Origin of the sequence: Staphylococcus caeli, from assembly GCF_051413795.1 — a bacterium.
GTDB lineage: Bacteria > Bacillota > Bacilli > Staphylococcales > Staphylococcaceae > Staphylococcus > Staphylococcus caeli_A.
Map to the genome: position 1 here is coordinate 44275 of NZ_JBOIRQ010000010.1, position 18901 is coordinate 63175.

An 18901-nucleotide genomic window follows, 5' to 3' on the forward strand; every position below is an offset into this window, starting at 1 on the left:
CAAAAATATGTGTTACTAGAACGATTTTAACAATAATTTTTTCAGCAATGGAGAAAGTTGAGCTGGTAAATGTTCAACACCTTCAACGAATAGTGCATATTGGCCGTAAATATTATGAATTGTTTGCTCGATATCTTCAGTAATGGGTTCTTGGCTTAAAAAGACGTTAAATACTTCGATACCCATTTTTCTAGCAGTTTCAACCGCTTCATAAGTATCTAAAATACCGTCTTGGCTATAATTATATGCCGAAGGTTCCCCATCAGAAAAAACAATTAAAAACCTTTGATTGTGCGAGCGACGCATAAGACGCTCACTACCAATTCGAATTGCAACACCATCTCTATTATCATCTTGAGGTTCTAATGCCATAATTCTTGGGCCATCTTTTTCGAACATAGAACGCTCATAGGAAATGATTTCATCAATGATGTTTGGTTGTTTCGCATCATCGGCATCAAATGCATCTTCATTAAAAGCTAAAATTTCATGTTTAACTTGCAATGATTTTAAAGTTTCATGGAACAAGACGACACCCTTCATGGTTTCTTCCATTTTATCTTGCATACTTGCAGAAGCATCAACTAAAAGAGTGAAAGTTGCATCAAATGATTGGCTTAAATCTTGCTTTTTATAAAATAATTTATATTGATCATCTATAAACCAGTTCAGTAAATTTTTCTGCAGTCGACCTTTAGTTAGATTGTGGCGTTCATCTTGATATTCTCTATCAATGGTTTTTTGAATGATCTGAATGAGGTCTTTTGTTTCAAATTGAACTTCTGATTCAATATCACGATATGCTTGTAAATATTCCGGCTTGATATCAGGTACATTCCATTTAATGTCTACATTTTGGTTGATCCCTTTAAGTGCAAATGCTTCGTTATGACCTACTGAACCACCTTCATCATTATCAGTAGTATTAGTTGACCCTTTGCCTTTTTTAGTTTGCATATCTGTCATATCATCACTTCCATCGCCTTCTCTAGCATTGTCATTATCTGACATGACATCACTATTTTCCCCTTCATGTAATTCCATTTCAAGATAAGCACCACCTTGAGATGCACTATCTTCGTTATTAGATTCCATTTCTTCACTTACTGTATCTTCATCACTTTGCTCATCAGATTTACCATCAGCGTTACTGGCATCCGTTCGTTTTAAATCCTCGTAGGTTAATGCTTCAATGGACGCATAAACCTTCTTTGGTAAATGATAATATTCATTGAGCATATCTTCTTTTAAAATATCATCGATTTGATACATGATGCGCTCGGCTAAATACATATTATCTTCAGATGAATTATTATGGAAAAAGTTTGGAAGATACAAATACATATTATTTAAAACGTCATCAATTTGCGAATGTATTTGGGGTACGTCGTAAAAATTTTCTGTAATAAATGATGCTTCTAAATATAAAAATAGTAAATCTGTAAATGTGGTTTTAGTTTGATATACCTTTATTTGCGTTTTTGTATAATTAAGGCGTATGTTATTGCGCAATTGGATTGCGGACTGCATTGATGGTCGCTCTTTAGCTATTGTGTTTAACACACGTTGATCTTCCAATAATTTAAATAATTGCTGGAAGAACTTAGTATGTTTAAATGAATCATTACGAATCACAGCGTTGACAATAGATTCATCCATCATATGATATCCATATGCAGCTAATAAAATATCAGTCTTTAACCCAGTCATTTCAATATCTTCTCTTCTATGAGACCAAAAAGAACTTGTGATTAAAGTATTATTAATTGGATCATAATATGGGAATTTTTGAATTTTAACATGTGTTTGTGGGTTTTTTAGCAAAAGACGCGCTAAGTCTTGTAACATCATGACTTTTTTTGCATCTAGCTGTTCATCATTAAATTTGATAAAACGATCACTCATGATTATCCCTCACTAAAAATTTAATTCCACTGCATTTAAAATGGCCTGTTGTTCGCGTTCATCTTCTAATTTGTCTATGATTGTGCGCTGAATTGCACGGTGAATAGGCATTATTGTAGCTAAATCACTAAGGTCGATTAATGCACGTATACTTGCCGCTTCTTCAGAAATTTGCCCTTGTTGTGTCATCGTGCGTAAATCTTCATTGAATTTGATAATTTGTTGAATTAAGATGTTATCTTGTAATTGACTTTGTTGTTTTATTACGTCACTGAGAATGTCCCCATCTATATAATCCACTTGAATAACAACAAAGCGATTTTTCAATGCTTCATTCATAGGTAAGGTACCTATGTACCCTACATTGATGGCTGCAATTACATTGAAACCTGGTGCAGCATTAACCACTTCTCCAGTAAATGGATTAGTCAATTTGCGACGATAATCAAGCACACCATTTAAAATCGGCAAAGTCTCGGGTTTAGCCATATTAATTTCATCTATATATAAAATATGTCCTTCTTTCATAGCTTTAATGACAGGACCATCGATAAATACAATTTCTTGTGAGCCGTTTTCGTTTGTTTGAATCGTTTTAAAGCCAAGTAAACTTTCAGCATCTAAATCTACAGAACAGTTAACTTGATGCATCGGGCGTTGCATCGTTTCGCTTAATGTTTCTGCTAATTTAGTCTTCCCTGATCCTGTTGGACCTTTGAGAAGGATATTTTTATTTAATTGCATTAATGATTGGGCATCATTAAATACAGTTTCATCTTTATTAATATAGTGGTTGCTAGTCATAGCGCATAGTTCTCCTTTATAAATATTAATCTTAATCTAATGTTTAAATATTAAAAATAGACTGGGGCATCAATACGAAAACATATTTTGCCCAAGTCTTATTTGAAAAATCATGTCATAAATACGTGGCTATAATTAAACTTCTTTAAAATATTCTTTATAGTAGCCGCCTACAAGTCCAGAGTTGTCAATAATTTGATAGTATTCTTCCGTCTCGTTAATAACATCATATTGTTTACCGACAGTAAGCATATCAGATACTGTGAATTTCTTAGCATCTGTATGTATTACTTCGACTGTTTTAATTGGTGTACGTTCTTTCCATGTTTCGTGTAGCATTGCAAAAACCTCGCTTTGTTATTTGATTTCTAGTGTTAATATAAATGTGATGCCACTGTTTTCAGTGATTCTTAGTGATTTTTCGCCATCTTGATCTAATGTTTGGTAAGGTATGCCAATCGATTCAAGTTGTTGTAATGCATTTTGAAATTGTGCTTTCGATTCTGTAGCGAATTCAATTTGTTCTACTATACCATGCTCTGGCATTTTTAATTCTTCTGGTGATGCAAATATATGAATTTCTCCACCTAGTCCACCATCTCCGATACGGAAAACTTGGACGTTATAATCTGCGTCAGGATAAGGTGTATATTCTGCAAAATGTGTGAGTCCGAATACATTAGTTAAAATGGATTGGGTTAATAATAGTTCGTTCACTTTGAGTAATACAGGTCCTAAACCTTGAATTTGATGTAATGGGTTCACCGTACTATCAAAAGTTGGTGTGCCTAATGGTGCGCCCGTATTATGCTCGTTGGAATATAAATGGAATGATTGTGCATTATGATCTTTGAATTCGAAATAAGCGTGACCGTTTAAATCTGTGATTGTACCGTGTTCCATGTGATTCTGATCAAAAATTGAAATATATTCATCAAGGCCTTCGTCTGACGGAAGTCTTAATCCAATAGTTTCAATATGATTATCCGCATTATGGTAATTTGGTATTTCAACAAAATGGACGCGTGTGCCTGAACTTAATTCAGCGTCACCAAAACGTAGCGCATTTTCTTTAGATTCAACACTTAAACCAAGTGTATCTTTAAATAAAGATTTAGTTTGTTCTAAATTATTTGTCCCTGTTGTTACACTTCTTAGACCATTCATTATATTAACCCCTTTATTGATCACTTTTCAATTTATTATAACGTATTTTACAGATGATTTATATCATGAAGTTTACGCCTAGAGTAGATATTGTAAAATTGTTACAGAATATACATTGGACGAATTGGAAAAATGTATTAATATGGATACATAACAAGTTTTTAATTTTTTTAATAGTAAATTAAAAAATAGAGATAGCGTATGAGAAGGAGGCTTTGCGATGTCTGGTATATGGTTTGTATTCGGTATAACGGTACTCATTGCAGTATATTCAGGTATTACATTCTTTAGTAATTTGAGTAATAAAGCTAAGCAAAAAAATGCGAAGAAGAATAACATTTATGGAATTGTCTTTGTAGTATTTTTAATAGTTGCCCTAATAGAATTATTTGTCTATATTGCATAAAAGTTGAAGACGAGGCATGTTTCCAACCTAATGGATATGTTTAATTTAATAATGGCCACCCTTAATGATATCGGATAAGGGCGGCCTATTTTTGTATGTTATTGTTTTAGAAAAAGAAAGCCCGTTGTCATTAAGATGTTGTATAGATTATTTTGCTTTACTATAAATCAGTTGGACAACACCGCTTTTATAAATATTTGTTTGCTTCAGTGTTAAATTCAAACGATCTTGTACAATTTCAAATAAAGGCTTGCCTTTACCTAAAACTACAGGGTGAACAGACAACCTATACTCGTCTATCAAGTTGTGCTCTATAAATGACGTGGTTATACCTGCCCCTCCGTAAAGCCATATATCTTTGTTACATTGACTTTTAATAGTATTGACAGCTGACAATAAATCGGAAGTATTAATGAATTGTGCGTGATTGGTATCGCTTATTGATTGATGTGTAAATACAAATTTTTCTTTACTATGTATAGTCTGCCACATTGAATCATTACCATGTTCATTGTTACCGGTTTCTGGTGAATATTCTCCCCACAAGTCGTAGCTCTTACGACCATAAATGATGGCATCAATTTGGTTTAAAAAAGCATCGAAATCCATTTCTGGATCCATGATACACCAATCTATTTCTCCGTTAACCCTTTCAATAAAACCATCCAAAGTTACGGCTAAATCTAAAATTACTTTAGGCTGTTGTGTCATCGTGTCACCTCATTGTTATATTATTAAGTTAAGTGTATTGAAGTCTAGTTAAAATTACAAAGAATATAAATTAGGTTGCGTTTAATATAAATAGAAAAAACTGTCGCTTAATGAGATAACTTAAACGACAGTTTTTGTGTATACCGACATAATTAAATATTTAGATACTATTAAATTGGATGGTTTTATTGGATTCAGAAGATTTTTGAATGGCATCAATCATAGCAATAGATGGTAATGCATCTTTAACATGAACGAAGTTATCGTAATCATGAAGTATGCAATCATAGAATTGAGCAATGAGCTTACTATGACTTGGTCCATAGTATGATTTTGAGCTGGTCATTTTAGCATCTTCAATGATTTTGACCTTGTTACCTTGCTCATCTGTGCGTGTGAGCATGTTATCTTTAATTGTGAATTTTCCATTTTCTAAAATAACTTGTAATTCAATACTAGAATTTCCAAAATTAGCATTAGTCGCAAAAAACATGCCATTTGCGTCATTTTCAAATTTAATATGAGCGGATGCAGTATCTTCAACCTCTATATTATAATCTAATAACTGAGAAACAGTCCCTTTAATTGTATCAATTTTGCCACACAAGATTTGCATTAGATCTAGTGTGTGTATCGATTGATTTATCAACACACCGCCTCCAGCAGTTACTTTTTTTCCACGCCAAGGCTTTTCTGTGTAATAGGATTCAGGTCTATACCAAGTCACTAAGCCTTTGATACCGATGATATTTCCGTATGATTTGCTTTCAACAATTTGCTTGAGCGTTTGGAAGGTGTCATTATAGCGATTTTGAAAACAGATGCCAATTTTTATATTGGGATATTTATGCTGTAATTTAATGAGTTCCATGCCTTCTTTGGCATTATTTGCTAATGGTTTTTCTTGTAGTACATGCACACCATGTTCAACGCAAGTCCTCGTTGCCCATACATGTAGATAATGTGGTAAACATACATGTACACAATCCAACTTTTCTGAACGTAACATTTCTTCAAGATTCGTATAGAAGTGTACATTTGGAATTTTATCGCTATACGTTGGATTTACATCACATACAGCAATTAATTGTGCATTTGAATTGTGTTTAATGGCATGAATGTGCACTTGTGAAATATCTCCTAATACCACTATACCGATGTTAAGCATTTGATTACCTCCAGTAATTATATTGACTCACTACTGCTCTGCATTAATTTGTGCTTGTAATGCATTTTTAAATTCTGTTGGATCTACAGGTAAGGAAACATCTTTACCTAACCAACTTGATAAATACATTGCATTTACAAAGTTAACGCCATGAATTCCGTCACTACCTGGAGCAATTAATGGTGTACCATCAATAATATTAGCCGTAAAGTTTTCTAAAACACTGATATGTTGTTGGCCCCAAACACTTTCAAATTCAAACGTTTCTTCATCATAAATATCGCCAAGTCCATTACCTTTGAATAATTCTGCCACTTGTTCCCAAGTCATTGTTTGATTCATTTCCGTTTCAGATTGCTTAAGTCGTTTTAATGTTATTTTTTTACTATCTTCAACTAAAATCTTCCCTTTATCTCCAGTGATTTCTAAACGGTCTGTGCCGATAATGTCATGTGTACAAGTAATAAACACGCCTGTTGCCCCGTTACCATAATCTAAAACAGTTGTGACGTCATCATCTACATTTAAATCTCTTTGATAACCATATTTGACATTGGCATACACTTTTTCTGGTAAACCACATAACCATTGTAATAAATCAATTTGATGAGGCGCTTGATTTACTAGCACGCCGCCGCCTTCACCTTTCCAAGTAGCTCTCCAAGAACTTTGATCATAATAAGCTTGCGGGCGCCACCATGTTGTAATAATCCAATTTGTACGACGGATTTTACCGATTTCTCCATTATCAATAAGTGCTTTTACTTTTTGATAAAGTGGGTTCGTACGTTGATTAAAGAAGATCCCAAATGTAAGTTCAGGTTTAGAAGCGGCTAAATCACTAATTTCTTGAACTTTTTCAGCATAAATGTCAGCGGGTTTCTCTAAAAGTGCATGAATATCTCTTGATAAAGCAGCTTTACCAATTTCTGTGTGTAGATAGTGCGGCACTGTTGTTACTACTGCGTCTACATCCCCACTTTCAAGCATGTCGATGTAATTTTCGTAAAATGTTATATCAGGATATTTTTCAGCAGCGAGTGCTTTTTTCTCAGGATCAATATCACAAATCGCACCAATTTCTAAGTTTTCAACTTTTCCTGCGTCAATAAAACCAGCATATGTACCACCCTGTGCACCTAACCCTATAATACCTAAGCGAACTTTTTTCATTATGATTGCTCCTTTTCTATAGTTTTTAATATGTCTAATAACGCTTCATATTGCATTTGATAACCTTCTGCACCATCTTTAGCCGCAGTATTTTGAATGGTATCTGTATTATGTTCTAATTCTAAATCTTTGATTGAATCAAAGACTACGAGATGTGGTTCTAGTGTTAAAAATCCTTCGTATCCCTTATCAAGCATTTGTTTTAAAATAGATGGAATTTGACCATCACCAGTACCACAGACAACATTGATATTATCTTTATAAACGGCATCTTTGATATGAATATACTCTATGTGATCTGCTAACAAGTCATAACAAGCTTGCGTATCCTCACCACATTGAACAAAATTTGCGAAATCAAAGATTGCTCTAAAGTGACTAGAACCAACCTCATTTAAAATAGTGTTACAACGGCGAGCAATATCTCCAAAAATATCTTTTTCATTTTCGTGTAATAAAATAACATCATTTTGTTCAGCGATTGACGCAAATTGTTTTAATTTTGAGATGACCACGGACGCGTAATCATCAAAATTTTGGTCTTGTGGTATATAAAAGCTGAAAATTCTAATATATTTACATGATAATTCATTTGCAATTTCACATAATGTTTGTAGGGTATGCAATTGTTCTTCAAATGCAGTGTCATCTTCAACATGAATTTTACCGATTGGCGAACCAATCGATGAAATACCAACACCCCATTTGTTTAATTTTGGTATAACATCCTTTTTTATTCGATCGACACTATATTTGCCGATATTGTCACCATCAATGCCACGTAACGAGATGTATTGCATCCCTAATTCAGTAACTTTTTGTAATTGAGTCTCTAAGTCGGATGAAATTTCATCTGAAAATCCTGATATGGCGATATTTTTTAGCATGGAATTACCTCCAATTTATTCTTTATAAAATAGAAAGACTTTTAAAGCATTAAGGATAGAGCTTGTGTTTGCATTATGTTAGAACCAATTTTTATATCCTAATGTTAATAAATGTTCTCGACTTGTGATTAAACAGTCATATGGATCTGCACCGTATAACTCATCCTGCTCTACGAAGAAGAATTCACTACCACTTTCAAGGCCGACTTCGATAATCTCTTTAAGTGGTAGTGTGCCGGCTCCAAGTTCTGCGAATTGTGTAATCATATGTAACATGAAGTACAATTTCTCATGTCCTTCTCCTGGATATTGATCCATGTCGATTTCTCCTACTCGGAAATCTTTAAGATGAATCGCTCTGATACGATTTGCATAGTTTGGTATAACATCGATTGGATTTAATCCAGCTCGCCATATCCAATGAACATCTAATTCGAATCCTAAAGCACTCGTATTATCGCGCATTATATCTAGCATGAATTGGTCATCATAACGTACAAATTCAATATTATGTGCATGATAATATAAATCGATTCCTTCTTCTTTTAAACGTTGTGCATAATTATCGCAAATTTTGGCAAACTCGAGCGTACGTTCTTTCGAGCCCATATAATTCATAGGAAGCATACCTATTCTTAATATTGTGCAATCTACAGCTTTACAGTCAGCAACGATTTTATCGAAATCAAGTTGCAATGTATCTCCTGGATATTTTTGTTCTGCAGAAATATCTTCTACACCACATGACATTGCGGCAATATTCATACCGAAATCTTTAATTGCTCTTTGCATTTCTGAAATATTGTGTGGTGTCATTTCAATTTGTGAAACCTCGACAGCATGATAGCCTAAGTCGTTTAATTTTTGAAGTACAGTATAAATCCCTTCTTCTTCAACTTTTTGCTTTAACATCATCATTTGGACACCAATTTGTGGTTTTGTCATTTGTGTTCATCCCTTCATCTTAAAATGATATTCAGTGGTATAATGTAAGTATAAATTATGAGAAAATTAGGAACATTGTAAAAAGATGAAAAAAGATTGCTTTTTGAGTGGGAGGCATTTTAATGCTTGAGGATAAAGAAATAAAATTTAAGTTTGATTCTATTTCATTACCATTTGAGGGAGAGTATGCAGCTTGGCATAAAATTAGTGATGGTCATTTTGGGAATGAACTACATTATCATGATCATTTTGAAATATTTTTTTCATTATCTGGAAATATGCTATATACGATTGAAGGCAGACAATATGAATTGGACGTTGGGTCCATGCTTATTATTACGCCCTATGAATTTCATCAGTTAAATGAACAAAAAGATGGACATGCTGAACGCATAGGTTTACGTTTTGATGCGCAACTTTTAGAACGTTTATCAACTGAAAATATAGATTTAGCAACATGTTTTGATACAAAGTCAGCCAATTTCAAAAATTTATTGCAACTCACAGAAGCTCAAAAAAGAGAATTATATTATTTGTTACAAGGATTGATTAATGAACAAGACAATCATAAATTTGGTAAAGCATTGGCAGAGGAAGCTATATTAACGCAGTTTTTTATACTTTTAAATAGAGTATCAATCGACAATTTAGAAATTTCACAAGATGATGATCCAGAAGCGCAACTTGTTAGGCAAGTTTTAGATTATATGGAGTTACATTACGCAGATGCTATTTCATTGGAAGATTTGGAAAAGAAATTTTTTGTAAGTCGTTATAAAATCACACAGCATTTTACACGATTGGTCGGCTATCCCCCATACAAATACTTATTACAAAAACGATTGCAGAATGCTCAAAGAATGTTAAAAATTGGACATACTCCTCAACAAGTTGCAGCGTCTTGTGGTTTTAGTGACTATTCTAATTTTTATAGACGTTTTAAAGTTGCTTATGGTTGTAGTCCAAGCAAATATTATAAACAGTACATTTCACAATAGTTTATTTATAATAGCAAAGGAGGATTTTAATGATTCGCAAACTAGCAAAAAATGAAGGCCTTCCGATGTCACTACTTTTGTTGGCAGATCCATCTGAAAAATTGGTGCGTGAATATACGAATAGAGGCGATTGCTACGTATATGAAATAGAGGGTGAAATTATTGGCATAATTGTATTAATACCAACAAGGCCTAAAACAGTAGAAATCGTAAATTTAGCTATTAAGGAAAACTTTCAAAATCATGGTTATGGCAAGCAACTTATACATTACGCGATTCAAAATGCCAAGGATGTGGGCTATCATACAATGGAGATTGGAACAGGTAGCATTGGTACAAAACAATTAATGTTATATCAACGGTGTGGCTTTAGAATGGTATCAATCGATCGGGACTTCTTTGTCAGACACTACGAAACACCAATTATAATAGATGGGATGCAATTAAAAGATATGGTTCGGTTATCGCAAGATTTATAGTGAATAATGTTTGATTGCTAATTGTAATTTATCAATCAATGATTCACAGACAAATAGCGAAGCACAAAAGTGAATTGTGCCCCGCTATTAGATAGGTTATATAATTTATAGTTAATGGAATATAATGCTGAATGCGACATAAACTAATAAACATGCCATGACAATATTAAATAAAAGTTCGTGTTTAGCGATCCAAGCTTTAAATAATGAGCCTAGAGCTGCCCAACTTAAAGTGCCTAAAAAGCCAATAAAAGCTAAAATTACGACTAATAGTAATTGTGTAATCCAATTTGTGTAAACGGGCGTTACAAAAGTAGAAATTACTGTTAAAGCATAAATCACACCTTTTGGATTTATGAATTGTAATATCGTCGCAAAGCGTACGCTACTAAATTTAGCATCGAATCCTTTTTTAGTCCCATTGATAGAACTCATGAATATTTTATAGGCTAGATACATTAAATAGATAAATGCAAAAATTTTCATGAATATTTCTATTTTAGGAAACACACTATGTAGTGTTGTGTTGAATATTTGTGATAAACATAAAAGAATTAAAAAACCAACACCCACACCAATTGAAAAGCGAAATGCTTTTTTAAAACCTAAATTTTGTGAAAAGAATAAAGCCATAATATTATTAGGACCTGGCGTAAAGCTTGCTACAACAGCATAAATCAACATACTAATTATTGTCATGGTTACCCCCCCCTATCGCTTAAAACGGTATAAAGTATAAAAATACGTTTTAACGTTTGTACTTTAAAGTATATCCTTTGTACGTTATATTGTAAATAGAGGTGACTTCAATTGAAAGAAATCAATGACATAATTGCTGAAAACTTAAAATTATACAGAAAACAAAATGGTTACTCACTTGAACATTTGTCTTACCTAACAGAAGTAAGTAAAACAATGTTGGGTCAAATTGAACGTAAAGAATCGATACCTTCTATAACTACACTTTGGAAAATTGCCAATGGCTTAAAGGTATCTTTTACTGAACTTACTCAAGAAAATGATAATATTGTAAAAAAACAAACATTGAACGACGTACAACCCCTGATGTCAGATGACAATAAGTACCGTATTTATCCATTCTTTAAATTTGATATTGAAAAGAAATTTGAAAGCTATATGGTAGTCATTGAACCTGGTGGTTGTATGGACGGTGAACCACACGGTGCGGGTACGATTGAATATATAACGGTATATGATGGAACATTGACGCTTAATTTAGAAAATGAAGCGATTTATATCAATAAAGATGAATCGATTAAATTTAATGCGAATACGTTCCACAAATATTCAAATGATCACGATACAACTGTACGATTAAATATGATTATTCATTATTAGCGTATCGAACTTAAATTATTAAATCAAAACCACCCGTTCACACGGGTGGTTTTGATTCAATATTGACTCTAAATAGTTAAGGTGCTAAACTAATTTTGATTTAGAAAAAAGAGAGGGAAAATTATGTTTAAATTTAGAAATGTTAGGCTCCAAGATTTGAAAGAAATATTAAAAATAGAAAATAAGGGCTTTACTCCTGAAGAAGCTGCCACAGAAGAAGCACTTATAGAAAGAATAGAAAATATAAACGACACATTTATTATTGCTGAAATAAATGGAAAAATAGCAGGTTATGTAAATGGACCTGTTATTAATCAAGAATATATTACAGATGACTTATTTGAAAGTATTGGAAAAAATCAAGAACAAGGAGGATATATAGCTATTTTAGGATTAGTAGTTTCTGAGCAATATAGGAATCAAGGATTAGCAGGGAAATTATTAAATGAGCTTGAAAAATTAGCTAAAGTTAATAATCGCAAAGGTATAACATTAACTTGCAAAAGTACCCTAATTCCATTTTATGAAAAATATGGTTACGTAAACTATGGTACTTCAGAATCAGAGCATGGCGGTATAAAATGGTTTAATTTAATTAAAGAAATAGCATTAGATTAAACATACAACTTTTAAACTTAATCGTTATTAGATGACCCCAACAAATGGATTATATTTTCATTTATTATAGTCAAAAAGTGATCGATATTTTCAAAGTCTTTGGTATTATAGTTTTCCAGTTTAGTTAAGTATGAATTAAGTTCTTTATCGTCTAAATTCTTATGAAATTGGAAAACCTGTTCTCCTTTAGGCGTTAATATAATACTTATTTCTCTAGAACTGTGAGCACTTTTTTCTTTTTTAACAAGTCCTTTTTTAACAAGTCGTGTGATATTTTGTGAGGCTGAGCTCTTTGTTCTATTCATTTGTTTAGCAATACCTGAGATATTGTTTACTTGGTTGTTTCCTATAAGATTAATTATATGTGCTTCTACCATAAATAGTTCATCTTCAGTCCCATACTTTCTTGGTATACTTTCATACTCATTAAGTAAACGGGAAGTTTCATATAATTTATCTATTGCACTTAAAAAACTGTTTTCTCTAGTCATAGTCGTACTCCTAATTGTTTAATTGATACTATTTTAACATGTATCAATTATTGAATAACATAATACAAAAAAGAAAAGGTGATTTTTTGTATTATAATTTTGATGAAGTAATTGATAGACATAACACAAATGCTGTTAATGTTGAAGGATATATGAGTTACTTATTTAATAATCAAAGGGCTTTAAAGTCAAATATAGAGAAAAAAAGATTTAATTAAAATGTGGATTGCTGATATGGATTTTGCTACACCTGATTTCATTATAAATAGCATACGAAAAAGACTAGATAAACAAATTTTAGGTTATAGTATGGTGTTTGATGATAATTATTTTAAATCTTTTACAAATTGGATGAGAAAAAATTACAATCTTTGCATTAATGAAGAATTTATTACTTTCTCTCATGGTGTTATTGAAGCACTAGAACTTCTAGTTAATCTTATTTGTGATAATGAATATAATGATAAAGTATTAATATTAACCCCATCTTATACCCCATTTCAAACAGTATGTGATAAAAACAATATTAAAACAGTATATAGTCCTCTAAATAATACATACGGTTACTATACAATTAACTTCAATGATATAAAAGAAAAATAATTCACAATAATATAAAACTATGTATTTTTTGTAATCCTCATAATCCAACTGGAAGATCTTGGAGAACACAAGAACTCAAAACATTTATGCAAATTATGATAAACAATGATGTTTGGGTCATATCTGATGAAATACATTGTGATATTAGAAGAAAAACTGTAGAACATACTTCTCTTTCAACCATTTATCCAGACTATGACAAAGTAATTACTACTATGTCACAGAGTAAAGCGTTCAATATAGCTGGATTAATGTTTTCTAATGTGATCATTTCTAACGACTCATTAATAAAAAAATGGAAAGAAAAGCAATCGTTATACATTAATCCTCTAAGTTTAGCTGCCACACAAGCAGCATATGAACACGGAGATCAATGGTTAAATGAGATGAATCATTATTTAGAACAAAATTTAATTTATCTAAAGAATTTTTTGAATAAATATTTGCCTCACGCAGTATTTGAAATTCCAGAATCAACTTATCTTGCTTGGATTGATTTGAGTTACTATACGGATAAAATCGAAGGATATAAATCACAGTTTTTTATAGAAAATGCTAATGTTGTATTGGAAGATGAATCTCAATTTTTAGATAATGCGCATGGATACATCAGACTAAATGTAGCTGTACCTAGGGAAAAATTGGAAGTTGCCATTACAAAAATTACAAATGCTTTGTTGTCATAAAATAATAAACTGCAAAAGCAACGGACTTTATGAAAGTGCGTTGCTTTTGCAATTTAATAAGGGAAATTACTGCAATATAAAAAGGAAAGTGACATTATAGGCGCTTTTTATTTTAAGCATCAGCGTATTGAGATTTCTATATCCGAAAACAAACATGCTATGGGGCAAATTCTCAAAAATGCATAAATACATAAAAATACAACGACGATAAACGCCGTTGTATTAGGGTTAGTAAACTATTTTGTGTGTGGATTAAGATTCTAATAGTAAATCTTCTGGATTTTCGATTAAATCTTTAATTGTTTTTAAGAATCCAACTGCTTCTTTACCATCAATGATTCTGTGATCATAGCTTAATGCAATATACATCATTGGACGATTTTCAATTGTATCTGCATCAATCGCAATTGGACGCGTAATAATTGAATGCATACCTAGAATAGCTGCTTGGCTACCATTGATAATTGGTGTAGACATCATTGAACCGAAGATACCACCATTGGTAATCGTAAATGAGCCATTAACCATATCATCTAAACCAAGTTTTTTATCACGTGCTTTTTTAGCTAAATTACCAATTTCGTCTTCGATTTCTGCGAAGTTTTTCTTATCACAGTCTCTAACGAATGGTACAAGTAAGCCGTCATCTGTAGAAACAGCAACACCAATATCATAGTATTGTTTAGTTATCATATCGTCGCCGTCAATTTCTGCATTTACTTCTGGATATTTTTTCAACGCAGCAACTGCAGCTTTAGTGAAGAATGACATGAAACCAAGTTTAGTACCATCATGATCTTTGATGAATTGTTCTTTCTTACGTTTACGTAAGTCCATAACGTTTGTCATATCGACTTCGTTAAATGTAGTTAACATTGCTGTATTATTAGAGACTTCTAATAATTTTTTAGCAGCTGTTTTCTTACGACGAGACATTTTTTCTCTAATTACTGGTTTTGTTGGTCTTTGAGATGCAGCTGGCTTACTTTCTTCCTTGGCAGCTGGTTGTGATTGTTGTGTATTTGCTTGTTTTTGGCTTTGATCAACATGTTCTTTTCTTACAACATCATTTGAAGCTGATGCTACTTCAGATAAATCAATGCCTTTTTCACGTGCATATTTACGTGCAGATGGTGTTGCATTGACGCGTTGACCATTGTCTTGTGATTTATCTTCAGATTGATTGTTATTTGATTCTGAAGATTTAGCTTGTGATTCGTTTGATTCTGAAGCTTTTGGTTCATCTTTAGATGAGTCTTCTTTGGCTGGAGCTTCAGAAGTAGCGTTACCACTGCCTTCACCTACAACTGCAATAGCTTGTCCAACTTCAACAGTATCGCCTTCATTTGCTAGTAATTCTTGAAGCACACCTGCTTCTTCTGAAACAACTTCAACATTGACTTTATCTGTTTCTAATTCAACGATAGCTTCACCTTTGTCTACGCTATCACCGACTTGTTTTAACCATTCTGCAATGGTACCTTCTGTAATGGATTCTGCTAACTCTGGAACTTTTACCTCTGGCATGCTTTACTTCCCCCTAGTTAATGTTTGTACTTTGCTCTATTATCATATTTTGAACAAGCTTGTGAATTTCTCCATCGCCTTCAGCAGGTGCTGAACGTTGGATACGACCATGGTAGCTTAAATCGTATTTGTCTGTTGTCAATTCTTTTAGATATGGATATACGAATGACCATGAACCTTGATTTTTAGGTTCTTCTTGTACCCAAGCTACATTTTGCAAGTTAGGTAGTTCATTCAACAATGCTTCGATTTCTTCTGCAGGGAAAGGATAAAGTCTTTCAACTGCTACAATTAAGATAGAATCATCTGGATTTTTCGCCAAATATTCTTTTAAATCGATAAACATTTTTCCTGATGCTAAAATAACTTTTTTAACAGCATCTTTATCATGAGCTTCTGGTAAAATTGGCTCGAATTTACCAGTTGTAAATTTACTAATAGGATCTGCAACCGTCTTATTACGTAATAAACTTTTCGGTGACATAACTACGAGTGGTCTCATAGATTCTGTTCCTAAGTTTGCTGCTTGGGCACGTAATAAATGGAAGTAGTTGCTTGAACTTGATAAGTTAACGATTGTTGAGTTATTCTCACCAGCAAGTTGTAAGAATCTTTCTAAACGTGCTGAAGAATGCTCTGGTCCTTGGCCTTCGAAAGAATGCGGCAAGAACAATGTTAATCCAGAACGTTCTCCCCATTTAGCACGCGCACTAAATAAGAAGTTATCAAATATCATTTGTGCCATGTTTGAAAAGTCACCATATTGTGCTTCCCATATTGTCATGCATGATTTATTTTGAACATTATAACCGTACTCAAAACCAACTACAGCAGCTTCTGATAATGGTGAATTACGTACTTCAAAAGTTGCTTTTTGATCAGGAACATTGTGTAATGGAACGAATTTTTCACCAGTATCTGGATCGTGTAGTACAGCATGACGATGACTAAATGTACCACGTTCGCTATCTTGACCAGTTAAACGAATTGGCGTGCCATTTTGGGTGATTGTAGCAAATGCTAACTGTTCTGCTTGAGCCCAGTCAACTAATCCTTCTTCACTCTCAAATGGTTCTTTACGTTTTTCCAATACTTTATTGAGTTTCTTCAATACGTTGAAATCTGATGGGTATGTGAGCATAGCATCATTAATTTCTTTTAATTGCTCAAAACTGATTTCTGTATCTGTACCTTGAATTGGTTCAGCAAGACTATCAGGTTTTTGCATGTCTGGATTGTCCATTTTATCGTTTTTATCAATCTTATCGTGAGCTGCACGTAACGTTTTTTGAACACCATCAATAATATCGTTCATTTGATCTTCTGAGATAATATTTTCTTCGACAAGTTGTTTGCCATATAATATTTCAACAGATTCATGTTTACGAATTTCATGATATTGTAGTGGATTTGTGATTGAAGGTTCGTCCATTTCATTATGCCCATAACGACGGTAGCCGACTAAGTCAATCACGACATCTTTATTAAATTCTTTTCTGAAATCCATAGCGATTTCAATTGCTTCGATAGTTGCTTCAACGTTATCAGCATTCACATGCATGATTGGAACGTCATAACCTTTCGCTACATCAGAAGAATAAGTTGTAGAGCGACCATCTTCAGGTTCAGTTGTAAAACCAATACGGTTGTTCGTAATGATATGGAGAGAACCACCTGTAGAATAGCCTTCTAAACTACCTAGGTTCATTGCTTCAAAGTTAATACCTTGACCAGGGTATGCTGCATCACCATGGATAAGGATTGGCATAGATTTTTTGAATTCAGTTGTTACTTCACCAGCTTTATCTGTTGTATCTTGATTAGCACGTGTTTTACCTAATACTACAGGCGCTACAATTTCCAAGTGACTTGGGTTATTTGCTAATGAAATACGTTGTTCGATACCATATGATTGTGTTGTTTTAACACCACCTAAGTGGTACTTCACATCGCCTGTCCAACCAGAAGTTAATTTTAAACTACCATCTGATGGTAAGAATTTCATTGGATCTGTATGCATGAATTCTGAAATCATCATTTCATATGGCTTTTCTAACACGTGAGTTAAGACATTTAATCTACCACGGTGTGCCATACCAATTTGAATATTTTGAATACCTTCATCACTAGCAATCTTCAATGTTTGTTGTAACATTGGGACAAGTGTATCTACACCTTCAATTGAGAAACGTTTTGCGCCTACAAAGTTCTTGTGTAAATATTTTTCGAAACCTTCAACGTGGGCTAATTTTTTAAATAGTTCAATTTTTTGATTATCATTTAAAGTTGCTTTATATGGCGTTTCAATTCTACGTTTTAACCATACACGCTCTCTATTATTATTAATATGCGTATATTCAAAGGCTATAGGCCCTTTGTAACGTTTTTCCATACGCAAAATCGCCTCATAAGCATTGTCATAAATATCTTTGAAATGCTCAGATACAATACCTGCTGAAATGGATTCAAGCGTTTTCTGATCCAAATTAAAGTCTTCGATGTTTAACTTCGGTAAATGCTCTCTTTGAGGTCTATTTACTGGATAAATATCAGCCAATAAATGCCCATATTGACGTATATTATCGATAAGGCGCATTACACGTTTAATCGTGCTATCACCTTTTGTTACACTACTTTGATTTTCAGAATTTGTTGCGATGTTAGCTTCACCGTTTTTAATAGTACTGAATAGGACTTGTAAATCTTCTGGAACTGCGCTTGGATCTTCTAGATATATATCATATAAATCTAAAACGTAACCAAGATTTGCTCCGAAATTTACAGGTGCCTCGGAAACCTGACTTTCGTTGCTCATATTACACCCTCCACAAAATAGTTGAAACGCTTACAAATCAATAATAGCATTAAATATATACAAATTAAAGTACCAATAACTCACTTAGATAAAAAAACAGAACCTTAAAATTTATTGGTTCTATGTCTAAGTTTTATATAATATAGCGTAACACATTTT

General features: G+C 32.9%; 20 protein-coding genes. 7 read left to right on the forward strand and 13 right to left on the reverse strand.

Annotated features, from left to right (window positions below; translation table 11 throughout):
- Positions 1-15 precede the first annotated feature (15 nt).
- The 4 genes from ACSULM_RS06895 to ACSULM_RS06910 all read right to left on the reverse strand — a co-directional run bounded on the left by ACSULM_RS06895 (position 16) and on the right by ACSULM_RS06910 (position 3876).
- Positions 16-1905 carry a vWA domain-containing protein gene (locus tag ACSULM_RS06895; protein WP_436861608.1) on the reverse strand — a complete coding sequence of 630 codons (1890 nt, stop codon included), beginning with the start codon at positions 1903-1905 and terminating at the stop codon, positions 16-18.
- Between the two features lie 12 nt (positions 1906-1917).
- Positions 1918-2709 (reverse strand): AAA family ATPase, encoded by a 792-nt coding sequence (locus ACSULM_RS06900; RefSeq protein ID WP_436861610.1) that lies wholly within the window; start codon positions 2707-2709, stop codon positions 1918-1920.
- A gap of 135 nt (positions 2710-2844) precedes the next feature.
- Entirely contained in the window at positions 2845-3048 is a 204-nt protein-coding gene (locus ACSULM_RS06905; protein ID WP_436861612.1) for a DUF6501 family protein, read from the reverse strand.
- 18 nt (positions 3049-3066) lie between these two features.
- Positions 3067-3876 (reverse strand): VOC family protein, encoded by an 810-nt coding sequence (locus ACSULM_RS06910; protein WP_436861614.1) that lies wholly within the window; start codon positions 3874-3876, stop codon positions 3067-3069.
- 220 nt (positions 3877-4096) lie between these two features.
- Here ACSULM_RS06910 and ACSULM_RS06915 point away from each other — a divergent pair, with 220 nt between their 5' ends.
- Positions 4097-4282: a Mid2-like cell wall stress sensor domain protein gene (locus tag ACSULM_RS06915; protein WP_436861616.1), complete on the forward strand. Its 186-nt coding sequence runs from the start codon at positions 4097-4099 to the stop codon at positions 4280-4282.
- Positions 4283-4429: 147 nt separating this feature from the next.
- Here ACSULM_RS06915 and ACSULM_RS06920 read toward each other — a convergent pair whose 3' ends face one another.
- The 5 genes from ACSULM_RS06920 to ACSULM_RS06940 form a co-directional block, all read right to left on the reverse strand.
- Positions 4430-4993: a dihydrofolate reductase family protein gene (locus ACSULM_RS06920; protein WP_436861618.1), complete on the reverse strand. Its 564-nt coding sequence runs from the start codon at positions 4991-4993 to the stop codon at positions 4430-4432.
- Between the two features lie 160 nt (positions 4994-5153).
- Entirely contained in the window at positions 5154-6161 is a 1008-nt protein-coding gene (locus ACSULM_RS06925; protein WP_436861620.1) for a Gfo/Idh/MocA family protein, read from the reverse strand.
- Positions 6162-6191: 30 nt separating this feature from the next.
- Entirely contained in the window at positions 6192-7334 is a 1143-nt protein-coding gene (locus ACSULM_RS06930; RefSeq protein WP_436861622.1) for a Gfo/Idh/MocA family protein, read from the reverse strand.
- Positions 7334-8221, reverse strand: coding sequence for a sugar phosphate isomerase/epimerase family protein (locus ACSULM_RS06935; protein ID WP_436861624.1), 888 nt, complete (start codon positions 8219-8221; stop codon positions 7334-7336). Before ACSULM_RS06935 ends, ACSULM_RS06930 begins: the two co-directional genes overlap by 1 nt.
- 78 nt (positions 8222-8299) lie before the next feature.
- Entirely contained in the window at positions 8300-9166 is an 867-nt protein-coding gene (locus tag ACSULM_RS06940; protein ID WP_436861626.1) for a sugar phosphate isomerase/epimerase family protein, read from the reverse strand.
- 122 nt (positions 9167-9288) lie between these two features.
- Here ACSULM_RS06940 and ACSULM_RS06945 point away from each other — a divergent pair, with 122 nt between their 5' ends.
- Both ACSULM_RS06945 and ACSULM_RS06950 read left to right on the forward strand, forming a co-directional pair.
- On the forward strand, positions 9289-10164 hold the full coding sequence (locus ACSULM_RS06945) for an AraC family transcriptional regulator (RefSeq protein ID WP_436861629.1): 876 nt from the start codon (positions 9289-9291) through the stop codon (positions 10162-10164).
- A gap of 29 nt (positions 10165-10193) precedes the next feature.
- The gene (locus ACSULM_RS06950; RefSeq protein WP_436861631.1) at positions 10194-10643 is read left to right on the forward strand and encodes a GNAT family N-acetyltransferase; all 450 of its coding nucleotides are present in this window, start codon (positions 10194-10196) and stop codon (positions 10641-10643) included.
- A 111-nt stretch (positions 10644-10754) separates the two neighbouring features.
- Here ACSULM_RS06950 and ACSULM_RS06955 read toward each other — a convergent pair whose 3' ends face one another.
- On the reverse strand, positions 10755-11342 hold the full coding sequence (locus tag ACSULM_RS06955) for a LysE family translocator (protein WP_436861633.1): 588 nt from the start codon (positions 11340-11342) through the stop codon (positions 10755-10757).
- 111 nt (positions 11343-11453) lie between these two features.
- Between ACSULM_RS06955 and ACSULM_RS06960 the strand changes: the two genes are divergently transcribed.
- A complete protein-coding gene (locus ACSULM_RS06960) occupies positions 11454-12002 on the forward strand; it encodes a helix-turn-helix domain-containing protein (RefSeq protein WP_436853853.1) in 549 nt (182 codons plus the stop codon).
- Positions 12003-12125: 123 nt separating this feature from the next.
- A complete protein-coding gene (locus ACSULM_RS06965; protein WP_436861635.1) occupies positions 12126-12620 on the forward strand; it encodes a GNAT family N-acetyltransferase in 495 nt (164 codons plus the stop codon).
- A gap of 17 nt (positions 12621-12637) precedes the next feature.
- Here the strand turns inward: ACSULM_RS06965 and ACSULM_RS06970 are convergent, their stop codons facing one another.
- A complete protein-coding gene (locus ACSULM_RS06970) occupies positions 12638-13111 on the reverse strand; it encodes a MarR family winged helix-turn-helix transcriptional regulator (protein ID WP_436861637.1) in 474 nt (157 codons plus the stop codon).
- Positions 13112-13345: 234 nt separating this feature from the next.
- Between ACSULM_RS06970 and ACSULM_RS06975 the strand changes: the two genes are divergently transcribed.
- Positions 13346-13714, forward strand: coding sequence for an aminotransferase class I/II-fold pyridoxal phosphate-dependent enzyme (locus tag ACSULM_RS06975; protein WP_436861638.1), 369 nt, complete (start codon positions 13346-13348; stop codon positions 13712-13714).
- A gap of 11 nt (positions 13715-13725) precedes the next feature.
- Complete coding sequence (locus ACSULM_RS06980) at positions 13726-14400, forward strand: aminotransferase class I/II-fold pyridoxal phosphate-dependent enzyme (RefSeq protein ID WP_436861678.1); 675 nt, start codon at positions 13726-13728, stop codon at positions 14398-14400.
- Between the two features lie 252 nt (positions 14401-14652).
- On the opposite strand, the gene sucB is transcribed toward ACSULM_RS06980, so the two are convergent.
- Positions 14653-15927, reverse strand: a complete 1275-nt coding sequence (sucB, locus tag ACSULM_RS06985) for a dihydrolipoyllysine-residue succinyltransferase (RefSeq protein ID WP_436861639.1) — start codon at positions 15925-15927, stop codon at positions 14653-14655.
- 13 nt (positions 15928-15940) lie between these two features.
- Positions 15941-18742 carry a 2-oxoglutarate dehydrogenase E1 component gene (locus ACSULM_RS06990; RefSeq protein ID WP_436853855.1) on the reverse strand — a complete coding sequence of 934 codons (2802 nt, stop codon included), beginning with the start codon at positions 18740-18742 and terminating at the stop codon, positions 15941-15943.
- Positions 18743-18901: the final 159 nt, after the last annotated feature.

What these genes read in the sequence shown, in the direction of transcription:
- ACSULM_RS06955 (WP_436861633.1), bottom strand. Translation starts at nt 11,342, where the DNA reads ATGACAATAATTAGTATGTTGATTTATGCTGTTGTAGCAAGCTTTACG.
- sucB (WP_436861639.1), bottom strand. Translation starts at nt 15,927, where the DNA reads ATGCCAGAGGTAAAAGTTCCAGAGTTAGCAGAATCCATTACAGAAGGT.
- ACSULM_RS06925 (WP_436861620.1), bottom strand. Translation starts at nt 6,161, where the DNA reads ATGCTTAACATCGGTATAGTGGTATTAGGAGATATTTCACAAGTGCAC.
- ACSULM_RS06945 (WP_436861629.1), top strand. Translation starts at nt 9,289, where the DNA reads ATGCTTGAGGATAAAGAAATAAAATTTAAGTTTGATTCTATTTCATTA.
- ACSULM_RS06930 (WP_436861622.1), bottom strand. Translation starts at nt 7,334, where the DNA reads ATGAAAAAAGTTCGCTTAGGTATTATAGGGTTAGGTGCACAGGGTGGT.
- ACSULM_RS06965 (WP_436861635.1), top strand. Translation starts at nt 12,126, where the DNA reads ATGTTTAAATTTAGAAATGTTAGGCTCCAAGATTTGAAAGAAATATTA.
- ACSULM_RS06915 (WP_436861616.1), top strand. Translation starts at nt 4,097, where the DNA reads ATGTCTGGTATATGGTTTGTATTCGGTATAACGGTACTCATTGCAGTA.
- ACSULM_RS06910 (WP_436861614.1), bottom strand. Translation starts at nt 3,876, where the DNA reads ATGAATGGTCTAAGAAGTGTAACAACAGGGACAAATAATTTAGAACAA.
- ACSULM_RS06970 (WP_436861637.1), bottom strand. Translation starts at nt 13,111, where the DNA reads ATGACTAGAGAAAACAGTTTTTTAAGTGCAATAGATAAATTATATGAA.
- ACSULM_RS06900 (WP_436861610.1), bottom strand. Translation starts at nt 2,709, where the DNA reads ATGACTAGCAACCACTATATTAATAAAGATGAAACTGTATTTAATGAT.
- ACSULM_RS06990 (WP_436853855.1), bottom strand. Translation starts at nt 18,742, where the DNA reads ATGAGCAACGAAAGTCAGGTTTCCGAGGCACCTGTAAATTTCGGAGCA.
- ACSULM_RS06920 (WP_436861618.1), bottom strand. Translation starts at nt 4,993, where the DNA reads ATGACACAACAGCCTAAAGTAATTTTAGATTTAGCCGTAACTTTGGAT.
- ACSULM_RS06935 (WP_436861624.1), bottom strand. Translation starts at nt 8,221, where the DNA reads ATGCTAAAAAATATCGCCATATCAGGATTTTCAGATGAAATTTCATCC.
- ACSULM_RS06975 (WP_436861638.1), top strand. Translation starts at nt 13,346, where the DNA reads ATGGATTTTGCTACACCTGATTTCATTATAAATAGCATACGAAAAAGA.
- ACSULM_RS06895 (WP_436861608.1), bottom strand. Translation starts at nt 1,905, where the DNA reads ATGAGTGATCGTTTTATCAAATTTAATGATGAACAGCTAGATGCAAAA.
- ACSULM_RS06950 (WP_436861631.1), top strand. Translation starts at nt 10,194, where the DNA reads ATGATTCGCAAACTAGCAAAAAATGAAGGCCTTCCGATGTCACTACTT.
- ACSULM_RS06905 (WP_436861612.1), bottom strand. Translation starts at nt 3,048, where the DNA reads ATGCTACACGAAACATGGAAAGAACGTACACCAATTAAAACAGTCGAA.
- ACSULM_RS06940 (WP_436861626.1), bottom strand. Translation starts at nt 9,166, where the DNA reads ATGACAAAACCACAAATTGGTGTCCAAATGATGATGTTAAAGCAAAAA.